Origin of the sequence: Mesorhizobium sp. CAU 1732, from assembly GCF_039888675.1 — a bacterium.
Lineage (GTDB): Bacteria > Pseudomonadota > Alphaproteobacteria > Rhizobiales > Rhizobiaceae > Aerobium.
Window position 1 is genome coordinate 1598883 of sequence record NZ_JBDQQR010000001.1, and the last position, 18440, is coordinate 1617322.

General features: G+C 65.7%; 22 protein-coding genes. All 22 read left to right on the forward strand.

Annotated elements, in window-relative coordinates; genetic code table 11:
* Window positions 1-105 precede the first annotated feature (105 nt).
* The 22 genes from AAFN55_RS07835 to AAFN55_RS07940 all read left to right on the forward strand — a co-directional run bounded on the left by AAFN55_RS07835 (window position 106) and on the right by AAFN55_RS07940 (window position 18335).
* Entirely contained in the window at window positions 106-738 is a 633-nt protein-coding gene (locus AAFN55_RS07835) for a hypothetical protein (RefSeq protein WP_347798293.1), read from the forward strand.
* Window positions 632-1996: a terminase family protein gene (locus AAFN55_RS07840; protein WP_347798294.1), complete on the forward strand. Its 1365-nt coding sequence runs from the start codon at window positions 632-634 to the stop codon at window positions 1994-1996. The genes AAFN55_RS07835 and AAFN55_RS07840 overlap by 107 nt, the downstream gene beginning before the upstream one ends.
* 12 nt (window positions 1997-2008) lie before the next feature.
* Complete coding sequence (locus AAFN55_RS07845) at window positions 2009-3181, forward strand: phage portal protein (RefSeq protein ID WP_347798295.1); 1173 nt, start codon at window positions 2009-2011, stop codon at window positions 3179-3181.
* Window positions 3182-3189: 8 nt separating this feature from the next.
* Window positions 3190-3555, forward strand: coding sequence for a DUF6107 family protein (locus AAFN55_RS07850; protein WP_347798296.1), 366 nt, complete (start codon window positions 3190-3192; stop codon window positions 3553-3555).
* Window positions 3545-4228 (forward strand): HK97 family phage prohead protease, encoded by a 684-nt coding sequence (locus AAFN55_RS07855; protein ID WP_347798297.1) that lies wholly within the window; start codon window positions 3545-3547, stop codon window positions 4226-4228. Before AAFN55_RS07850 ends, AAFN55_RS07855 begins: the two co-directional genes overlap by 11 nt.
* Entirely contained in the window at window positions 4229-5482 is a 1254-nt protein-coding gene (locus tag AAFN55_RS07860) for a phage major capsid protein (protein ID WP_347798298.1), read from the forward strand. It abuts the gene before it with no gap.
* 106 nt (window positions 5483-5588) lie between these two features.
* The gene (locus AAFN55_RS07865; protein ID WP_347798299.1) at window positions 5589-6158 is read left to right on the forward strand and encodes a head-tail connector protein; all 570 of its coding nucleotides are present in this window, start codon (window positions 5589-5591) and stop codon (window positions 6156-6158) included.
* Window positions 6158-6493 carry a phage head closure protein gene (locus AAFN55_RS07870; RefSeq protein ID WP_347798300.1) on the forward strand — a complete coding sequence of 112 codons (336 nt, stop codon included), beginning with the start codon at window positions 6158-6160 and terminating at the stop codon, window positions 6491-6493. Before AAFN55_RS07865 ends, AAFN55_RS07870 begins: the two co-directional genes overlap by 1 nt.
* A 2-nt stretch (window positions 6494-6495) precedes the next feature.
* Complete coding sequence (locus AAFN55_RS07875) at window positions 6496-6672, forward strand: hypothetical protein (protein ID WP_347798301.1); 177 nt, start codon at window positions 6496-6498, stop codon at window positions 6670-6672.
* Window positions 6653-7063, forward strand: coding sequence for a DUF3168 domain-containing protein (locus tag AAFN55_RS07880; protein ID WP_347798302.1), 411 nt, complete (start codon window positions 6653-6655; stop codon window positions 7061-7063). The genes AAFN55_RS07875 and AAFN55_RS07880 overlap by 20 nt, the downstream gene beginning before the upstream one ends.
* Before the next feature lie 56 nt (window positions 7064-7119).
* Complete coding sequence (locus AAFN55_RS07885) at window positions 7120-7452, forward strand: phage major tail protein, TP901-1 family (protein WP_347798303.1); 333 nt, start codon at window positions 7120-7122, stop codon at window positions 7450-7452.
* Entirely contained in the window at window positions 7344-9212 is a 1869-nt protein-coding gene (locus AAFN55_RS07890) for a phage tail protein (RefSeq protein WP_347800219.1), read from the forward strand. The genes AAFN55_RS07885 and AAFN55_RS07890 overlap by 109 nt, the downstream gene beginning before the upstream one ends.
* Before the next feature lie 13 nt (window positions 9213-9225).
* Window positions 9226-9432, forward strand: a complete 207-nt coding sequence (locus tag AAFN55_RS07895; RefSeq protein WP_347798304.1) for a hypothetical protein — start codon at window positions 9226-9228, stop codon at window positions 9430-9432.
* A gap of 148 nt (window positions 9433-9580) precedes the next feature.
* Window positions 9581-9802: a hypothetical protein gene (locus AAFN55_RS07900; protein ID WP_347798305.1), complete on the forward strand. Its 222-nt coding sequence runs from the start codon at window positions 9581-9583 to the stop codon at window positions 9800-9802.
* A gap of 67 nt (window positions 9803-9869) precedes the next feature.
* A complete protein-coding gene (locus AAFN55_RS07905) occupies window positions 9870-10535 on the forward strand; it encodes a response regulator transcription factor (RefSeq protein ID WP_347798306.1) in 666 nt (221 codons plus the stop codon).
* A gap of 34 nt (window positions 10536-10569) precedes the next feature.
* Window positions 10570-11955, forward strand: coding sequence for an ATP-binding protein (locus AAFN55_RS07910; protein WP_347798307.1), 1386 nt, complete (start codon window positions 10570-10572; stop codon window positions 11953-11955).
* Between the two features lie 108 nt (window positions 11956-12063).
* On the forward strand, window positions 12064-12507 hold the full coding sequence (locus AAFN55_RS07915; protein ID WP_347798308.1) for a hypothetical protein: 444 nt from the start codon (window positions 12064-12066) through the stop codon (window positions 12505-12507).
* A gap of 91 nt (window positions 12508-12598) precedes the next feature.
* Window positions 12599-13717 (forward strand): c-type cytochrome biogenesis protein CcmI, encoded by a 1119-nt coding sequence (gene ccmI / locus AAFN55_RS07920; protein WP_347798309.1) that lies wholly within the window; start codon window positions 12599-12601, stop codon window positions 13715-13717.
* A gap of 10 nt (window positions 13718-13727) precedes the next feature.
* Entirely contained in the window at window positions 13728-14165 is a 438-nt protein-coding gene (ccmE, locus tag AAFN55_RS07925; RefSeq protein ID WP_347798310.1) for a cytochrome c maturation protein CcmE, read from the forward strand.
* 19 nt (window positions 14166-14184) lie between these two features.
* Entirely contained in the window at window positions 14185-16170 is a 1986-nt protein-coding gene (locus AAFN55_RS07930; RefSeq protein WP_347798311.1) for a heme lyase CcmF/NrfE family subunit, read from the forward strand.
* On the forward strand, window positions 16167-16646 hold the full coding sequence (locus tag AAFN55_RS07935) for a cytochrome c-type biogenesis protein (RefSeq protein ID WP_347798312.1): 480 nt from the start codon (window positions 16167-16169) through the stop codon (window positions 16644-16646). Before AAFN55_RS07930 ends, AAFN55_RS07935 begins: the two co-directional genes overlap by 4 nt.
* A 141-nt stretch (window positions 16647-16787) precedes the next feature.
* Window positions 16788-18335, forward strand: a complete 1548-nt coding sequence (locus AAFN55_RS07940; RefSeq protein ID WP_347798313.1) for a Do family serine endopeptidase — start codon at window positions 16788-16790, stop codon at window positions 18333-18335.
* Window positions 18336-18440 lie beyond the last annotated feature (105 nt).

An 18440-nucleotide genomic window follows, 5' to 3' on the forward strand; every position in this document is an offset into this window, starting at 1 on the left:
ATAATCCTTGACGGCGTGACGGAGCTTTGGTAGTGTCTGGCTATCGTCGGAGAATTGCGCCTGAGGGCGAACTCTTCGGGTTTTCCCAAGCGGATTTCTCATCTCATGACAAAAAGCACAGGCAAGCGGCGGCCGATCTCGGCTGCGCAATGGCTGGCCGCGCGTGTCGTTTCGGAAGAGCTGCCCGTGCTCCGTGTAAGGGTCGCGGCGATGCTGGGCTGCAACGTCAGAACGGTACGTGCACGCGCTGCCAAGGAGGGTTGGAAGCGGCCCGACGACCGGTATTTCAAGATTCGTAGCGTCCACAGCAGACCAGTGACGTGCGCGACCGGGGGCAACGAAGGTGAAACTCCGGAGGCAACGGACAATGACGTCCGGGTCGGGGCCATGCCTTGTGTCCAGAACCCTTCGTACCAGCCTTTGCCGGATATCCGGCAGGACGAAGACCCGGTCGCGGTGCTGGCGCGATGCGCGTCGTTCGTGGCGCGCCGTGTCGAGACCGTGATCGCGCTTGCCGACAGCGGTGAGCCGATCGCCAAGACCGAGATCGATACGCTGGCCGCGATGATGCGGATGATGGAGCGCTGGGAGGCGCTCGCGGCGGAACGGGCGAAACAGGAAAAAGCCACCAATGACGAAGATCTGGCCGCCCTGCTCGGACGCATCAACAATCGCATTGTCGAGCTTGCACAGGACCTTGCAGGACAACTGGTCGCAAACCGCGCTGTCGCCTGCTGACGCGCGGCTGCTGCGGGGGGCGTGGATCAGCGAAGCGCGGCTGTCGCAATATCCGGTCGGGCTGGAGCTTTTCGGTCTTCCGCCCGTCGACAACTGGCTGGTGATCGGCGGACGCGGCTCGGGCAAGACGCGGCTGGGCGCGGAATGGGTGAACGCTCTGGCGCGCGGCCTGCCGCCCTTTGCGGGACACAACAGACACATGCGCATCGCGCTGGTGGGGGAGACCCTGGGCGACGTGCGCGAGGTGATGGTGGAGGGGGCGTCAGGAATTGCAGGCTGCGGCGGTGACGATCGTCCACGATACGAGCCGACGCGGCGCAGGTTGCTCTGGAGCAGCGGCGCGGTGGCGCAGGCGTTTTCCTCGGAAGACCCCGAAAGCCTTCGCGGGCCCCAGTTCGAGGCTGCCTGGTGCGACGAGCTGGCGAAATGGAAGAACGCCGAAGCCTGCTTCGACATGCTCCAGTTCGGGCTGCGGCTGGGCGAGCGGCCGCGACAGCTCGTGACCACGACGCCGCGCGCGACGCCGCTGCTCAAGCGGCTGATGAGCGATGACAGTTTTACGCTGACGCGGATGCGGACGGACGAGAATGCGCAGAACCTCGCAGCCGGGTTCATCGACACGATCCGTGGGCGCTACGCCGGATCGCGGCTCGGCCGGCAGGAACTCGACGGCGAACTGATCGAGGATCGCGCCGACGCGCTTTGGACGCGCTCTGGCCTCGAGGCGATGGACGGGGCGCATGGGCAGCTCTCGCGCATCGTCGTCGCTGTGGACCCGCCGGCGACGTCGCGGCGGAATTCGGATGCGTGCGGCATCGTCGTGGCGGGGCTGGACGGACAGGGCCGCGCTGTCGTGCTGCAGGACGGGACGATTTCAGCGGCACGGCCGCAGGACTGGGCGGCGCGCGCGATCGCGCTGTTCCACGCACACGAGGCCGACTGCATCGTCGCCGAGGTCAACCAGGGCGGCGAGATGGTCACCGCCGTGCTGCGCACCATCGACGCCAGCGTGCCAGTCAGGGCGGTGCGGGCCACGCGGGGCAAATGGCTGCGCGCCGAGCCGGTCGCAGCACTCTATGCGCAGGGCCGGGTGGTTCATGCGGGCCGTTTCGCCAAGCTCGAGGACGAGATGTGCGATTTCGGTCCTGACGGGCTGTCGGGCGGGCGCTCGCCGGACCGGGTCGACGCGCTCGTCTGGGCGGTGACGGACCTTCTGCTCGGCCGACAGGATCGGCCGCGAATTCGCAACCTTAGCTGAACGGAACGGATCATGGGATGGAAATGGCCATGGGCGAAGAGCCCGGGCGATGCGGATCTGCGCGTCGAACGCAAGAGTGCCGGCGGCTACGGCTTCGTGGCGCTGCATACGCAAAGCGAGGCGGCGTGGACGCGGCCGGACTATGCCGCGCTCGCCCGCGAGGGGTTCATGCGCAACCCGGTCGTGCACCGCTCGGTGCGGCTGATTTCGGAAGCGGCGGCGGCGATGCCGTGGCTGCTCTTCGAGGGCGCGCAGGAGCGCAGCGATCATCCGCTGCTGGCGATGCTCAGGCAGCCGAACCCGCGCGCGGGCGGTGTGGCGTTTCTCGAGGCGCTGTACGGACATCTCCTGATGTCGGGCAACGCCTATGTCGAACTCGTCGAGGCCGGCGATGCGCGCGAACTGCATCTTCTGAGACCGGACAGGGTGGCCGTGGTGGCGGACGGGTCCGGGTGGCCGATGGCGATCGAGCATCGCGAAGGCAGCGCAAAGCGGCGCATCGCGCTCTCCGGTGACGGGGAGGGCGGGGCGCTGCACCTGACGCTGTTCCATCCGCTGGACGATCACTACGGATTTCCGCCGTTGCAGGCGGCGCTGATGGCGCTCGACATCCACAATGCGGCCGCGCGCTGGAACAAGGCGCTGCTCGACAATTCGGCACGCCCCTCCGGTGCGCTGGTCTATGCGCCGAAGGAGGGCGGCAACCTCAGCGAAGACCAGTATGAGCGGCTCAAGACGGAGCTGGAGGAGGGCTATTCCGGCGCGACGCGGGCCGGTCGTCCGATGCTGCTGGAGGGCGGGCTCGACTGGAAGGCGATGGGCCTGACGCCCAAGGACATGGATTTCATCGAGGCCAAGAACGCCGCGAGCCGCGACATCGCGCTCGCTTTCGGGGTGCCGCCGATGGTCCTCGGCATTCCCGGCGACAACACCTACGCGAACTATCAGGAGGCCAACCGCGCCTTCTACCGCATGACAGTCATGCCGCTGGTGACGCGGACGGCGTCCGAACTGTCCGGCTGGCTCGGACCGCGCTTCGGGCCGGATTTGCGCCTGACCTTCGATGCGGACCAGATCGACGGGCTGGCGATGGAACGCGCGGCGGTCTGGGAGCGGGTCGGCGCGGCCGATTTCCTGTCGGAAGACGAAAAGCGCGAGGCGGTCGGATACGGCCCCCGCGCATGACGGCATCCATGACGAGAGGCACGAAGCAGATGAACGAAGCAGCCTGGCTGTGGGTGGCGAAAGCGGCCGGCGCGGTTGCCGGTTCGGCGATCTCGCTTGCCTACATCCTCCCGGCCGAGAAGCGCGAGGCGGGCATCCGCTTCGCGATCGGCCTCGTATGCGGATTGGTGTTCGGCGGAACGGCAGGCCTCAAGATCGCGGTCGAACTCGGCATCGAGAATACGCTCGGTCCGTTCGAACTGGTTCTGATGGGGTCCGCTGCGGCGAGCCTCTGCGCCTGGTGGGCGCTGGGCATGCTGATGCGCGCATTCACGGGAAAATCCGTCGCGAAAACCGACAGCGATCACAAGCGGAGCATCACCGATGAGACATGACGGCCCGGTCGCGGGCATCGAGCGAAAATTCGTCGACGCGCAGATCGGCGCCGTCGAGGCGGATGGGACGTTTTCCGGTTACGCGAGCCTGTTCGGCAAGGCCGATCTGGCCCGGGACGTGGTGGAGAAGGGCGCGTTCGAAAAAGCGTTGCGCACCAGAGGCGCGGGCGGCGTGCGCATGCTGTTCCAGCACGATCCCGGCCAGCCGATCGGGGTGTGGACCGAATTGCGGGAGGACGCGCGCGGCCTGTTCGTGCGCGGGCGTCTCTCACAGGGCGTGGCACGGGCGCGCGAGGTGCGCGAACTGATGCGCGCCGGCGCGCTCGACGGACTTTCGATCGGCTTCCGCACGGTGAAGGCCTCGAAGGACCGACAAGCCGGCGTGCGGCGCATCGTCGAGGCGGACCTCTGGGAAATCTCGGTCGTGACGTTTCCGATGCTGCCCGGCGCCCGCGTCGACAGCGTCAAGGGCGCACGCACGCTCCCCTCGGTGAGGGAATTCGAACGGTGGCTGACGCGGGACGCGAAGCTGACCAGAGGGGAAGCCCGCACCGTCATCGCGCGCGGCTTCTCCGACCTCGTGCGCGAGCGGGACGCCGCGCCTGGAACCCCCGAAAGCCTGGTGGAACGCATCCGCCGGGCAACGCGCATGTTGAAACAAGAGGAACGCTGAATGACGATCACACAGACCGCACCCGAGACGAAATCCGACGCCGGCTATTCGGGCCTGTCGGACAGTTTCGACGAGTTCATGACGACCTTCACGGATTTCCGCGAGGCAAACGACCAGCGCCTGGCGCAGATGGAACGGCGCATGAGCGCCGACGTGATCACCACGGAAAAGGTCGATCGCATCTCCGACGCGCTCGACCAGCAGAAGAAGGCGCTGGATACGCTGGTGATCAAGGGCGTTCGCCCGGCACTTGGCCGGACCGCCAAATCCGGCTCGGGCTCGCCGGAACACAAGCAGGCGTTCGAGGCCTATGTACGCACCGGCGACGACCGCCTGCTTCGCTCGCTGGAAAGCAAGGCGATGTCCTACGGCTCCGGCCAGGACGGCGGCTATCTCGTGCCCGACGAGGTCGAGACGGAAATCGGCCGCCGCCTTGCGGTGATCTCGCCGATCCGTTCGATCGCCTCGGTCAGGCAGGTGTCCGGCGCGGTGCTGAAGAAGCCGTTCATGGTCTTCGGTCCCGCGGTGGGCTGGGTGGCCGAGACGGCCGCGCGTCCGCAGACCAATTCGCCGACGCTGGACGAGATGCAGTTTCCGACCGCCGAACTCTACGCGATGCCGGCGGCGACCGCATCGCTGCTCGAAGACAGCATCGTCGATCTCGACCAGTGGATCGCATCCGAGGTGGAGGTCGCGTTTGCGGAACAGGAGGGGGCGGCCTTCGTCAATGGCGACGGAACGGGCAAGCCGCGCGGCCTCCTCGATTACGACCAGGTGAACGAGACGAGCTGGGTCTGGGACAGGATCGGTTACGTGCCGACCGGTGTGGCCGGTGAACTGCCGGCAACCGCTTCGTCCGACAAGCTGATCGATGCGGTCTATGCGCTCAAGGCGGGGTATCGCCAGAATGCGAACTGGGTGATGAACCGTAAGACGCAGGCGACGATCCGCAAGCTCAAGGACGCGGACGGAAACTATCTGTGGCAGCCGCCCGCGACCCCCGGCTCCCGCGCCATGCTGATGGGCTTCGGTCTCGTCGAGGCCGAGGAGATGCCGGATATCGGCGTCGATGCGACGCCGATCGCGTTCGGCGACTTCCAGCGCGGTTACCTGATCGTCGATCGGGCGGGCGTGCGCGTGCTGCGCGATCCGTATTCCGCCAAGCCGTATGTGCTGTTCTACACGACGAAGCGCGTGGGCGGCGGCGTCCAGGATTTCGACGCGATCAAGCTCCTGAAGTTCAGCGTGTCCTGACGTCCGGCACGCGGGAAACCCCTCCCGCGCATCGGATGCACTGCGACGGCCCCGGCCTCTCCTCCGGGGCCGTCGTTCGTTTCAGACGTCAACAGCGAGGTGTCGAATGGCGCTTTTCAGAACTGTCGAGCCGGAGCTCGAACCGGTCACGCTGACCGAGATCAAGCAGCAACTGCGCGTCGCACACGATAGCGAGGACGTGCTTCTGCTGGGGCTGATCCGGGCGGCGCGAGAAGAGGTGGAGGCGTCCTGCGGGCTCGCTTTGATGAACCAGTCCTGGCGCTTGACCATCGACCGCATGCCCGCGTCGGGCCGTGTCCTGCTGCACCGTCACCCGGTGCGCGAAATCCCGTCCGTCACCGTCTATGGCGCCGACGGGGAGGGAGCGCTGGTCGATCCGTCGGCCTTGGAGCTCGATGCCAAGTCCCGTCCGGCGCGCCTGCACGTCACGCAGCCGCTTGCGCCGTCCAAGGTGATGAACGGGATCGAGATCGATTTCACGGCGGGCTTCGGCGAGGCGGGAACCGACGTGCCCGACCTTCTGAAGCGCGCGATCCACACATTGGTGGCGCACTGGTACGAGTTCAGAGCGAGCTTCGACCACAGGCAGCAGCCGATGTCGCTGCCGCCGATCTATGAACGGCTGGTGGCACCCTACCGCATGCGGAGGCTGTGATGCGGGCGGAGTTCATCGATCCCGGTTCGCTTCGCCACGAGGTCGCTGTCGAAGCAGCAGCGCTCATACCAGACGGAGCGGGTGGACATGCCGAAAGCTGGTCCGAGATCGCGACCCTTTTCGCGCGCATCGAGCCCGTCAGCGCGCAAGCGCGGTATGGCGCGGACCAGACGCTCGAAACCATGACGCACCGGATTACGCTGCGGTTTCGAGCGGATATCGCAAGCGGCATGAGGCTGCGGAAATCTTCACGATTGTTCGAGATTCTGACCGTCCACGATCCCGACGAGACCGGTCGCTATCTCATATGCCGGGCGCGGGAGGACGGACGTTGAAAGTGACCATGAGATTGACGCTGCAGGGCCTGCAGCGCGCCTTGCGCCTGAAAGCGCATGAGATGGCGGACGAGATCGAAGCGGGTTATCGTCGCCCCCGTCCGTCACGCACGGAAGACGTCTCCACGGGGGTGGAGTTGACGAGGAGAGGGGTGGACGATGGCGTCGGCGGCGATTGAACTGCAAAAGGCGATCTACGGGCGGCTGAGTTCCGATGCGGCGTTGAACGCCGCGCTCGGGGGCGAACACGTCTACGACCATGCGCCGGCCCATGTCGCGTTTCCCTATGTCACCTTTGGACGCACCTCGATCCACGACTGGAGCACGGGGACGGAGGACGGCAACGAACACGTCTTCACGATCCATGTCTGGTCGAAGGCGCAAGGGAAATCCGAAACGCTCGAACTGATGGACATGGTTCGGGCGCGGCTTCACGACGCGGAACTGACGCTCAGTGAACACAAGCTCGTCAATCTGCGCGAGGAGTTCGCCGAGGCGCGTTTCAACGAGGATATCGCGGTCTTCCACGGCATCGCGCGCTTTCGCGCCGTGACCGAACCGCTCGATTGAACGACCTCCGGGCTCATTGCCCGGCTTCCATCATCGTCAAACAGAGGAGGCTCACTGTGGCAGCACAGAAGGGCAAGGATTTGCTGTTGAAGATCGACAGCAATGGCGCGGGCAGTTTCGTGACCGTGGCCGGGCTGCGCACGAAGCGGCTGGCGTTCAACAGCGAGACGGTCGACGTGACCGACGCGGATTCGACCGGGCGGTGGCGCGAGCTTCTGTCGGGCAGCGGCGTGCAGCGTGCTCGTCCGGCGGGCGGTCCGACGTCGCGCAGGCGCGGTTCATTAGCGCGCATATGGAGCACTGGACGCCGGGTTCCCCGTATTTTGCTGCGGCGGAAAATCCGGTGTCGCCGGTCTATGGCGGGCGCATGGTGTCGCCGTCGCGCCTGACGCTCTGGGCCTGGGATGCGAGGCCGTTTCCAGCCTATCCGGCGCGGCACGATCTTTGGCGCGACAGCGGCAACTGGCATCGGGGCCATTGGCTGAACGGGCGGCTCTCCTCCGCGACGGTCGGCGATCTCATTGCGGCAATCCTTCGGGACCATGGGCTTGAGGACTTCGATACGCGGTTCGTCGGCGGCAGTGTCAGCGGATATGTGATCGGTGCGCCGACCACGGCGCGGGCCGCGCTGGAACCGCTGGCGGGCCTTTGCGGGATTTCGGTTCGCGACGATGCCGGGCGATTGACCTTTCGCGACGAGGCAACCGCGCTCGGCGGGACGGTCGAGATCGACGATATCGTCGTCGAGGACGCAATCGCCACGCTCGAGAAGACCCGCGCGCCGGACGGCGATCTCCCGCGCGAGGCCGAACTGGCCTATGCCGATCCGTTTCTGGACTACCAATCCGCCGTCGCGCGCATCGCGCTTCCCCGCGCAAATACGGGACGGACGCACAGGCTGGTCTTTCCCGGCTATCTGGAGGAGGGCGCTGCTCTCGCCCTGCTTGACGATTGGGTGCAGAGGATGTGGGCAGGGCGGGATGGCGTCAGCTTCTCGGTGCCGGCAACCGCCATCGACATCACGCCGGGCGCGCGCATCTCCTTGCCGGAAGGCGGGCAGGCGGTCGATTATCAGGTCACGAACGTGGATATCGGCCTGAGCCGGCGGGTCAGCGCACGGCGTGTTCTGACGGGTGTGCCGAAACCGTGGAGGCTCGGCGCCAGTCCTGCCGTTCCAGGCGCGCCGGTGATTGCCGGAATGCCTCACGCTCTGCTTCTCGACCTGCCGGCGATGCCCGGATCGGGGGTGGCGGAAGACCAGTTCAGACTTGCAGCCTATGCAAAGCCGTGGCGCAGCCAGGCCGTTTATGTCTCTGCGGAGGAAGAGGGTTTTATGCTCGCCGGCACCGCATCGCGGCAGGCGACGCTCGGGCATCTGGCGGAGGCGATCGAGGGAGGGCCGGAGGGGCGGGTCGACAAAGCGGGATCGGTGGTCGTCGAACTCTATGGCGGATCGCTGTCGAGCGTTTCCGAGATGCAGTTCATGAACGGTGCCAACGCTGCCGCGATCCGATCCGGCGATGGCGGCTGGGAGGTTCTGCAGTTCGCGGACGCCGAGGAAGTCGCGCCGTCGCGGTGGCGGCTGACGACGCTGCTGCGCGGCCAGTGCGGCACCGCTGATGCCGCGATGACGGGTGCTGCGGCAGGCGCGCCGTTCGTGCTGCTGAACGAGGCGGTGGCGAGGGCGGGGCTGAGGCCGGAGCAGGCGGGACTGCTCCTGAACTGGCGGATCGGTCCTGTCGGGCATGAGTTCGGTGGCGAGACGTTCGCCGCATTACAGGCCATCGGGGGCGTTCGCGCCAGACTGCCGTTGTCGCCGGTTCACCTGCGTGTGGCGCGGCGTGCGGGAGGCGACTCCGCGATATCCTGGATACGGCGTGGCCGGATCGACGCGGATAGCTGGCTCGCCGATGACATCCCGCTCGGTGAAGAAAGCGAGCGGTATCGCGTCGAGGTGGCGGCGGCGGGCGGCGCGGTCGTGAAAACGGTCGAGGTGGCGGTACCCGGCTGGGTCTATCCGCGTGCCGAGATGGTCGCCGACCTCCCGCCCGGCACCACGCAACTGGACATCACCGTGCGGCAGATCAGTGCCACGATCGGCGCAGGCCTTTCCGTGCGTGGACGCCTCCCGATCACCCTTCCTGAATGAATGGAGATGAACGATGGACATGGAAAAGCCCTGGTACTTCTCGCGGACGATCTGGGCATCGCTGGTGGTGATCCTCGCGACGCTTGCGGGCGGCTTCGGCCTCGCGATCGACGATGTGGACATGCAGGCCACGACGGACGCGATCCTGCAGGCGGTGACGGCGTTGGCCGCACTCATCGCGATCCTGGGCCGGCTTCTGGCGCGATCGAGGATCGGCTGAGGGGGCCTGGAGGCCGCATGGCGGAAATGGTCATCAACTGTTCATTTCACGTTCAGCCATGTTACGTTACAAGCGTGATATGAACATTCATCGAACCATTTGGCGCCGCTTCACGGCATGCCTCGGGATAGCCGGACTGCTCGCCTCCATGGCGACAGCCGCGCCCGCGCAGTCGAACGGCGAGTTCATGGTCGCCTCCGGCGACTGCTACTCGATCGGTGCGCAGCAGGCCGCGCAACTGGGCGGGCAACTGGCGCGGGCGACCCCTGAGACGCGAGGCGGCCAGACGGTTTGCGTCATCGTGGTGCTGATGCCGGCGAAAGATGGGCAGCGGCCACGTCGCGAAGAGATCGTCGTGCCGATGGGATAGCCGTCCGGCCGCTTTGCCGGCCCGGCGAATCCTGCGATACACCTCAAAACACCATACGAGATCGAGCATGCGCATACTCGTTGTCGAGGACGACAAAGACCTGAACCGGCAGATCACCGACGCCCTCACGGACGCCGGCTATGTCGTCGACAGGGCCTATGACGGCGAGGAAGGCCACTATCTCGGCGACACCGAGCCGTATGACGCGGTCGTGCTCGATATCGGCCTGCCGCAGATGGACGGGATCAGCGTGGTCGAGCGCTGGCGGCGCGACGGCCGCAAGATGCCGGTGCTGATCCTCACCGCGCGCGACCGCTGGAGCGACAAGGTCTCGGGCATCGACGCGGGCGCGGACGATTACGTCACCAAGCCGTTTCATATCGAGGAAGTGCTGGCGCGGCTGCGTGCCCTGATCCGGCGTGCTGCCGGACACGCATCGTCGGAACTTACCTGCGGGCCGTTGAGGCTGGACACGAAGGCATCGAAGGCCGACGTGGACGGCGTCCCGCTGAAGCTGACGTCGCACGAGTTCCGCCTTCTCGCCTATCTCATGCATCACATGGGCGAAGTCGTCTCGCGCACCGAACTGGTCGAGCATCTCTACGATCAGGATTTCGACAGGGATTCGAACACGATCGAAGTGTTCGTCGGACGACTGCGCAAGAAGATGGGCATGGATCTCATCGAGACGGTGCGCGGCATGGGCTACCGCATGCGCGAGTCGCAGGGTTGAGCGTCGCGCTTCCAAGAGCGCGTCGGTGCGGACCATGGCGTTCCTGAGAAACCGCTTCAATTCACTCACATTCCGCGTCGTGGCTTTTTCCACCGTCTGGGCGATCGTCACGCTGGTGGTGATCGCGACGGTGATCTCGACGCTGTTTCGGCAGGCGAGCGAGCGCGGGTTCGAAAGCCTGCTCACCGCGCATCTCTTCAACCTGATCAGTTCCGTGGGCGTGACCGAGGACGGCCGGCTGACGGGGACGCCCAATCTCGGCGATTTGCGGTTCACCGTGCCGCAATCGGGCTGGTACTGGGTGGTCGAACCCGTCTCGGGCGACGTGACGGGCCGATTGTCGTCGCTTTCCCTGACGAGAAACATCCCGTCGCCGGATGCGTCGGTGGTGCCGTTCGACCTCGACTTCCAGCGCAGTTACGAGACCGACGGGCTGGCCGGCGAGGCGGTCGAAGTCTTCGAAAGCGAGTTCGTGCTCGATGCCGAGAACCGCGTGGCGCGGTTTCGCGTGATGGGCAATCGCACGGAACTCGAAGCGGATATCGGCGACTTCGAGCAGCAGCTCTACTTCTACCTCGCGATCTTTGGCCTGAGCATGATCGCGATCAACGCGATCGCCATCCTGATCGGACTGAGGCCGCTTCTTCGTGTGAGGCAGGCTCTGGCCGAAATCCGCGCCGGCGCTGCCAAGCGTCTGGACGGAAACTTTCCGGCGGAGATCGCGCCGCTGGCCGAGGAGACGAACGAACTGATCGAGAGCAACCGGCGCATTGTCGAGCGATCGCGGACGCAGGTGGGCAATCTCGCGCATTCGCTCAAGACGCCGCTTGCGGTGCTGACGAACGAAGCCCGCTCGCTGGGCGGAGCGCGGGGCGGACTGATCGCGGACCAGGCGGCGGCGATGCAGCAGCAACTCGACCATTATCTGCAGCGCGCCCGGATGGCGGCGCAGCGCGATACGATCGTTTTCAGGACATCCGCCAACGCGACGCTGACCCGTATGGCGCGGGTCATGGACAAGCTCAATCCCCGGATGCGCCTCGATGTGAACCTGCCGAGCGAGGAAATCGTCTTCGCGGGCGAGCGGGAGGATCTGGAGGAGATCGCGGGCAACCTTCTCGAGAATGCCATGAAGTGGGGGCGCAAGGTCGCGGCGCTGTCGATACGGCCCGCACCGGATGAAGACGGCCATCGCGCCTTCGCCATGGTGATCGAGGATGACGGGCCCGGCATTCCGGAAGAAAAAGCGCGCGACGCGCTCGTGCGGGGCCGGCGGCTTGACGAGACGAAACCCGGAACGGGCCTCGGGCTGGCGATCGTCGCAGACCTCGTCAAGGAGTATGGCGGCACCCTGCACCTGTCGCGCTCCGATCTTGGTGGCCTAAAGGTCACAGTGACGCTTCGTCGGGCTCAGGAATAGGGATAGGCTGTATTTCTGCCTTCTCTGCGCCAAAGTCGGTCCACAGAGGTTGAATTATCTGGGCTATCGCCCAACTGTCTGGAATGCGTTCGGAAAGGTCGACGAGACATGCTCTGGAAAGTCACGATTGCGGCATTGTCGGTTGTGCTATCGGCGTGCTCGACCACCAGCATGACCGGGACCGGGTCGGCGATGCAGGCGTTCGCGCCGGATAGCAGGCCGGCCGAAGCGCCGCTTGCGACGTCCATCGTCGACGCGATGGCGGGCGGCCTCATCGGCGGAACGCTGGGCTCGAATCTCGGACAACGCGATCGCCGCCGTGCGCTGGAAGCGGAATACCGCGCGCTCGAATACACGCCAGCCGGTCAGGCCGTTGCCTGGGGTGAGCGTGGCGCGCGCCGAACGGGCGAGGTCGTCGCCGGCTCGCCGTACCGCGTCGGCTCGCAGGATTGCAGGCAATACACCCACACGGTGACGATCAGCGGCCAGGCGCAGTCCGCGCGCGGCACAGCCTGCCGCAATGCAGACGGTAGCTGGACCCCTCTGGTCTGACCGGAAATCCGCGTTCCAGCCAAGAAAATCGTCAAAAAGCCGCACTCGACCGTCATTGGCATGACGGATCGCGGGCGTTATTGAGATCAGCATGCTGTTTTGGATCATTGCTGCACTCCTGACGCTGTGTGCGTGCCTTGCGGTGTTGCTGCCGATCGTGCGGCAGCGCGGCGTACGTGCAGCCGACGCCGCTTTCGATCTCGAAGTGTATCAGGACCAGCTCAACGAGGTTGAGCGCGACATGGCGCGCGGCGTGATCGAGCCGGAAGAGGCCGCACAGGCACGGGCCGAGATCGGCCGGCGCATCCTCAAGATCGCAGCCGCGGCCTCGGGTCATCAAGCCGATGACAGCACGCGTGCAAGTCGCGCCGTCGCGACCGCGGCCATATTGCTGGTGCCACTTGCGAGTTGGGGCATCTATGCCTGGACGGGCTCGCCGGACCTGCCGAACCAACCCCTTCAGGCGCGGCTTGAGCAAAGCCCGGACGACAGTTCGCTGGCTGAACTCGTGTCGCGGGCGGAAGGTCATCTTGCCGCCAATCCCGAGGATGGCCGTGGCTGGGACGTTCTTGCACCGATCTACTATCGCATGGGCCGCTACGATGAAGCGTCGGTCGCCTACGTGAACGCCATCAGGCTGCTGGGATCGACCGGTGCGCGCGAGGCCGGCCATGGCGAGGCGATCGTCGCCGCGTCGGGCGGTCTGGTTTCAACCGATGCGCAGGCGGCGTTCGAACGGGCGCTGGAGGTCGAGCCGGGAAACCCGAAGGCGAGCTTCCTGCTTGCGACAGGACTTGCGCAGGAGGGGCGACGGGACGATGCTGCGGTGTCCCTTCGCACCATGCTCGATGGGCTTGAACCGGATTCGCCATGGCGGGGTGCCGTCTCACAGGCGCTTGCCGCGCTTGATGCGCAGCCGACAGCAGCCGGCCCAAGCAGTGCAGACGTCGAAGCAGCGGCGGAAATGTCCAGTGCCGATCGCGCGGCCATGATCGAAACGATGGTTGCCACGCTCGATCAGCGCCTGCGCGACAATCCGGGGGATCTCGAAGGGTGGCAAAGACTGGTACAGTCCTATCTGGTTCTGGATCGGCCGGACGATGCGCTCGATGCGCTGGCGCGCGGGACCGACGCGCTCGGCAGGGACAGCGAGCAGGCAGCGACGCTCGCGGCCTTTGCGGCGGCGCGTGGCGTGAGCATACAGGAATAGGCTGGGAGCGATGACCCGCAAGCAGAAGCGACTATCGGTGATCGGCGGTGCGATGGTGTTCCTCGCGATGGCATCGAGCCTGACGCTCTATGCGCTCGGACAGAGGACGTCATACTTCTTCATGCCGGCCGACATCGCCAATGCAGAGCTCGAGCCCGGTCAACGCATCAGGCTCGGCGGGCTTGTCGAAGCCGGTACGGTGGTGCGCGGCGAGGGAACGTCGGTCGCGTTCGGCGTGACGGACAACCTGCAATCGGTGAGCGTACGCTACAACGGTATCTTGCCCGACCTGTTTCGTGAGGAGCAGGGTGTGGTGACGGAAGGCGTCTTCGGTGACGATGGTGTCTTCCTGGCCGACAGCGTGCTTGCCAAGCACGATGAGAACTACATGCCGAAGGAAATCGCCGACAGCCTGAAGGCGAGCGGCGTCTGGCAGGAGGAAGACTGATGCGCATGAGCGCGCCGCGATGACCGTCGAGACGGGACATTTCGCGCTGGTGCTGGCCTTCGCGCTGGCGTTGGTGCAATTCGTGGTGCCGCTGGTCGGCACGCGCACCGGCGATACGCGCCTCATGTCGGTTGCCGGGCCTGTGTCGCTCACGGGATTTGCGCTGACCGCACTCGCCTTTGCGGCGCTGACCGCGGCCTATGTGCAGTCGGATTTCTCGGTGGCGAATGTGTGGGAGAATTCCCATTCGCTGAAGCCGATGCTTTACAAGATCACGGGCGTCTGGGGAAACCACGAAGGCTCGATGCTGCTGTGGGTGCTGATCCTCAGCGGGTTCGGCGCATTGGTGGCGATCTTCGGCGGCAATCTGCCGGCCACGCTGCGCGCGAACGTGCTGTCCGTGCAAGGCTTGATCGGCGCCGCGTTCCTGCTTTTTGTGCTCGTGACCTCGAACCCGTTTGCGCGGATCAACCCCGCGCCGATGGAGGGTCGCGACCTCAACCCGATCCTCCAGGACATCGGCCTCGCGATCCATCCACCGCTGCTTTATCTCGGTTATGTCGGCTTTTCCGTCTGTTTTTCCTTCGCTGTTGCAGCCCTCATCGAGGGTCGTATCGATGCCGCCTGGGCGCGCTGGGTGCGCCCATGGACGCTCGCCGCCTGGGTGTTCCTGACCGGCGGCATCGCGATGGGTTCCTACTGGGCCTATTACGAGCTGGGCTGGGGCGGGTACTGGTTCTGGGATCCCGTCGAGAACGCATCCTTCCTGCCATGGCTGTCGGGAACGGCGCTTCTGCATTCCGCGATCGTCATGGAAAAGCGCTCGGCGTTGAAAATCTGGACGCTGCTGCTGGCGATCCTGACCTTCTCGCTGTCGCTGCTCGGAACGTTCCTCGTGCGTTCGGGTGTGCTGACCTCGGTGCACGCCTTCGCCACCGACCCGGCGCGCGGGCTCTTCATTCTGATCATCCTCATGCTCTTCATCGGCGGCGCGCTGGCGCTGTTTGCGTTTCGCGCATCGTCCTTGACGCCGGGCGGGCTGTTCCAGCCGGTCTCGCGCGAGGGAGCGCTGGTCCTCAACAACCTGTTCCTGACGACCGCGACCGCGACGGTTTTGATCGGCACGCTCTACCCGCTGCTCGTCGAGGCCGTGACAGGCGACAAGATTTCGGTCGGTGCCCCGTTCTTCAACCTGACCTTCGGGCCGTTGATCGTGCCGCTGCTGCTGGCCGTGCCGTTCGGTCCCCAAATGGCCTGGAAGCGCGGCGATCTCTATGCCGTGTCGCAACGCCTCTACGCCGCGTTTGCGGGCGCGCTGCTGGCGATCCTCGTCGCCTATGTCTTTGTCGATGGAGCAGGCGTGTTTGGCGCGCTCGGGATCGGCCTTGCGGTCTGGCTGGTGCTGGGCGCTCTGACCGATCTTGCCTTGAAGGCAGGTATCGGCAGCGTTGCGCCGAAAGTCGCGTGGCGGCGCTTTGCCGGGCTGCCCCGTTCGGTCTACGGCACGGCGCTGGCTCATATGGGCCTCGGTCTCACGACGCTCGGCATCGTGGCGGTCGCGACGCTTGAGGTGGAGCGCATCGTGATCATGCGTGTCGGCGAGACGCTGCCGATCGCGGGATACACGCTGCGCTATGACGGCATCGCGCCGCATCAGGGACCGAATTTCACCGAAGACCAGGGCCGCTTCACCTATTTCAACGATGCTGGCCGTGAACTCGGGCAGGTGATTTCGTCAAAGCGGCTCTACACCGCCAGGCAGATGCCGACCACCGAAGCGGGCATCGCGACGCGCGGCCTGAGCCAGCTCTACGTGTCGCTCGGCGATGCGACTGCCGATGGTGGCGTGGTCGTCCGCGTCTGGTGGAAACCGCTCGTGCTTCTGATCTGGTTTGGCGGCGTCGCGATGATGGCAGGCGGCGTGCTGTCGCTGCTCGACCGTCGTCTGCGCGTCGGCGCCCCGTCCGCGCGACGCAAGGTGGCCGTGATGGAACCCGCCGAATGAGGCGCGGGCGCAGCACGGCCATCGCCCTGGCGGCATTTCTGCAGCTTGGCCTTGCCGGGCAGGCGCTGGCGGTCCAGCCATCGGAAGTGCTGGACGATCCGGCACTGGAAGCGCGGGCGCGCACCCTCTCGTCCGGCCTGCGCTGCATGGTCTGCCAGAACCAGTCGATCGACGAATCCGATGCCGAGCTCGCGCGCGACCTGCGCGTCCTGGTCCGCGAGCGGCTTCTCGCGGGCGAGACGGACAGCCAGGTCATGGACTATGTCGTCTCGCGCTATGGCGAGTTCGTGCTGCTCCAGCCGCGCTTCACCATCCGCAACGCGCTTTTGTGGTCGACGCCGATCGTGCTGCTTCTGATCGGCGGCGGCTTCCTGGTTGCGCGTGCATCCGCGCGCAAGCCGGCGACACCGGTTGCCCTGACGCCCGACGAGGAGCGTCGGCTTTCGGATGTCCTCAAGGATGTCGATCGCAGGTAAAGCCGCCTGCGCTAGGGCCTTCCGAAGATTACCAAAGTTTCATGTGGCGGACATGGCGCCGTAAGGTTTGGGAGCCTATCTCTGGGTCCGAAGACGCGGATTGTCGCGTCCTGTGAGAATTTTCACAAGGATTTCAGAGACATGAACAACGAGATCAAGTCCACCTCCAAGACCCGGAGCCGTCTCCTTGCTGCCGCCGCCTCCGTCGCCATCGCAGGCGCGATCGGCTTTGGCGCGGTCACATCCGGCACAGCACCTGTCCTTGCCGACGCGGTGAAGGTGGAAGGCGTTCAGGCAACCGGCTTCGCCGATGTCGTCGAGAAGGTTTCGCCTGCGGTTGTCAGCGTACGCGTTCAGGCCAAGATCGAGCCCGCATCCGATCGCGGCGGCGACAATTTCGGAATGCCCGGCTTCGAGGACCTGCCGCAGGATCATCCGTTGCAGCGCTTCTTCCGTGAGTTCCGTGGAGATGGTGGTGGCAGGGATTTCCGCGGTGAGCGCCGATTCGGCAACCGGGAAGGCCGCGGCGATCGCGACCGTGCCCGTCCGGTCTCGCAGGGTTCGGGCTTCTTCATCTCCGAAGACGGCTATCTGGTCACCAACAACCACGTGGTCGAAGGCGGCGCATCCTTCGTCGTCGTCATGGATGACGGCTCCGAGCTCGAGGCGAAGCTGGTCGGCACCGATCCCCGCACCGATCTCGCCGTCCTGAAGGTCGATGAAGACCGCGATTTTACCTATGTGGCGTTTGCGGAAGACAGCCAGGTCCGCGTTGGCGACTGGGTCGTCGCCGTCGGCAATCCGTTCGGCCTTGGCGGCACGGTGACGGCAGGCATCGTTTCGGCCCGTGGCCGCGACATCGGTGCCGGGCCCTATGACGACTTCATCCAGATCGACGCGGCGGTGAACCGCGGTAATTCCGGCGGTCCGGCCTTCAACCTGGCGGGCGAAGTGGTCGGCATCAACACCGCGATCTTCTCGCCATCGGGCGGCAATGTCGGCATCGCCTTCGCGATCCCGGCGTCGACCGCCAAGGAAGTGGTCGGCAATCTCGTCGAGAACGGTGCCGTGCTGCGCGGCTGGCTGGGTGTGCAGATCCAGCCCGTCACCGCCGATATCGCCGAGTCGATCGGCATGGAAGGAACCCGGGGTGCGCTGGTGACCGAGTCGCAGGCTGACGGTCCCGCGATCGAAGCCGGCGTCAAGGCAGGCGACGTGATCACGGCGGTGAACGATCGCCCTGTCGCATCCCCGCGTGAACTGGCCCGACTGGTGGCGGGTTATGCGCCCGACACGAAGATCGACGTGACGTTGTGGCGTGGCGGTGCCGAGGAGACGGTCAGCGTTCAGTTGGGCGAGCTTCCCGGCGAGCAGAACCAGGCGGCGCTGCAAGCTCCGGCGCCCGAAGGCACCGACACCTCGCTTGAGGATTTCGGCCTGACCGTCACCCGCGCCGATGACGGCAATGGGCTGGTGGTCACGGATGTCGCATCGGGAAGCCCCGCAGCCGAACGCGGGCTCCAGGCAGGTGACGTGATCGTCTCGATCAACTCGACTGCGGTTGCCAGTGCCGACGACGTCGCCAAGGTCGTGGCCGATGCCGCCAAGGCAGGCCGCAAGGCCGTCCTCGTCCAGGTGACGCGTGACGATGCGAACCGCTTCGTCGCACTGCCTGTGGCGCGTAGCTGACCTGACGGCCTTTGAGCCGTTCGGTTGCGTAAGGTTTTGCTGACGGTTCGTGCGGCGGCGGCTTTCATCGGCTGCCGCCGTTACCGTGTCCGCACACGCCATCCC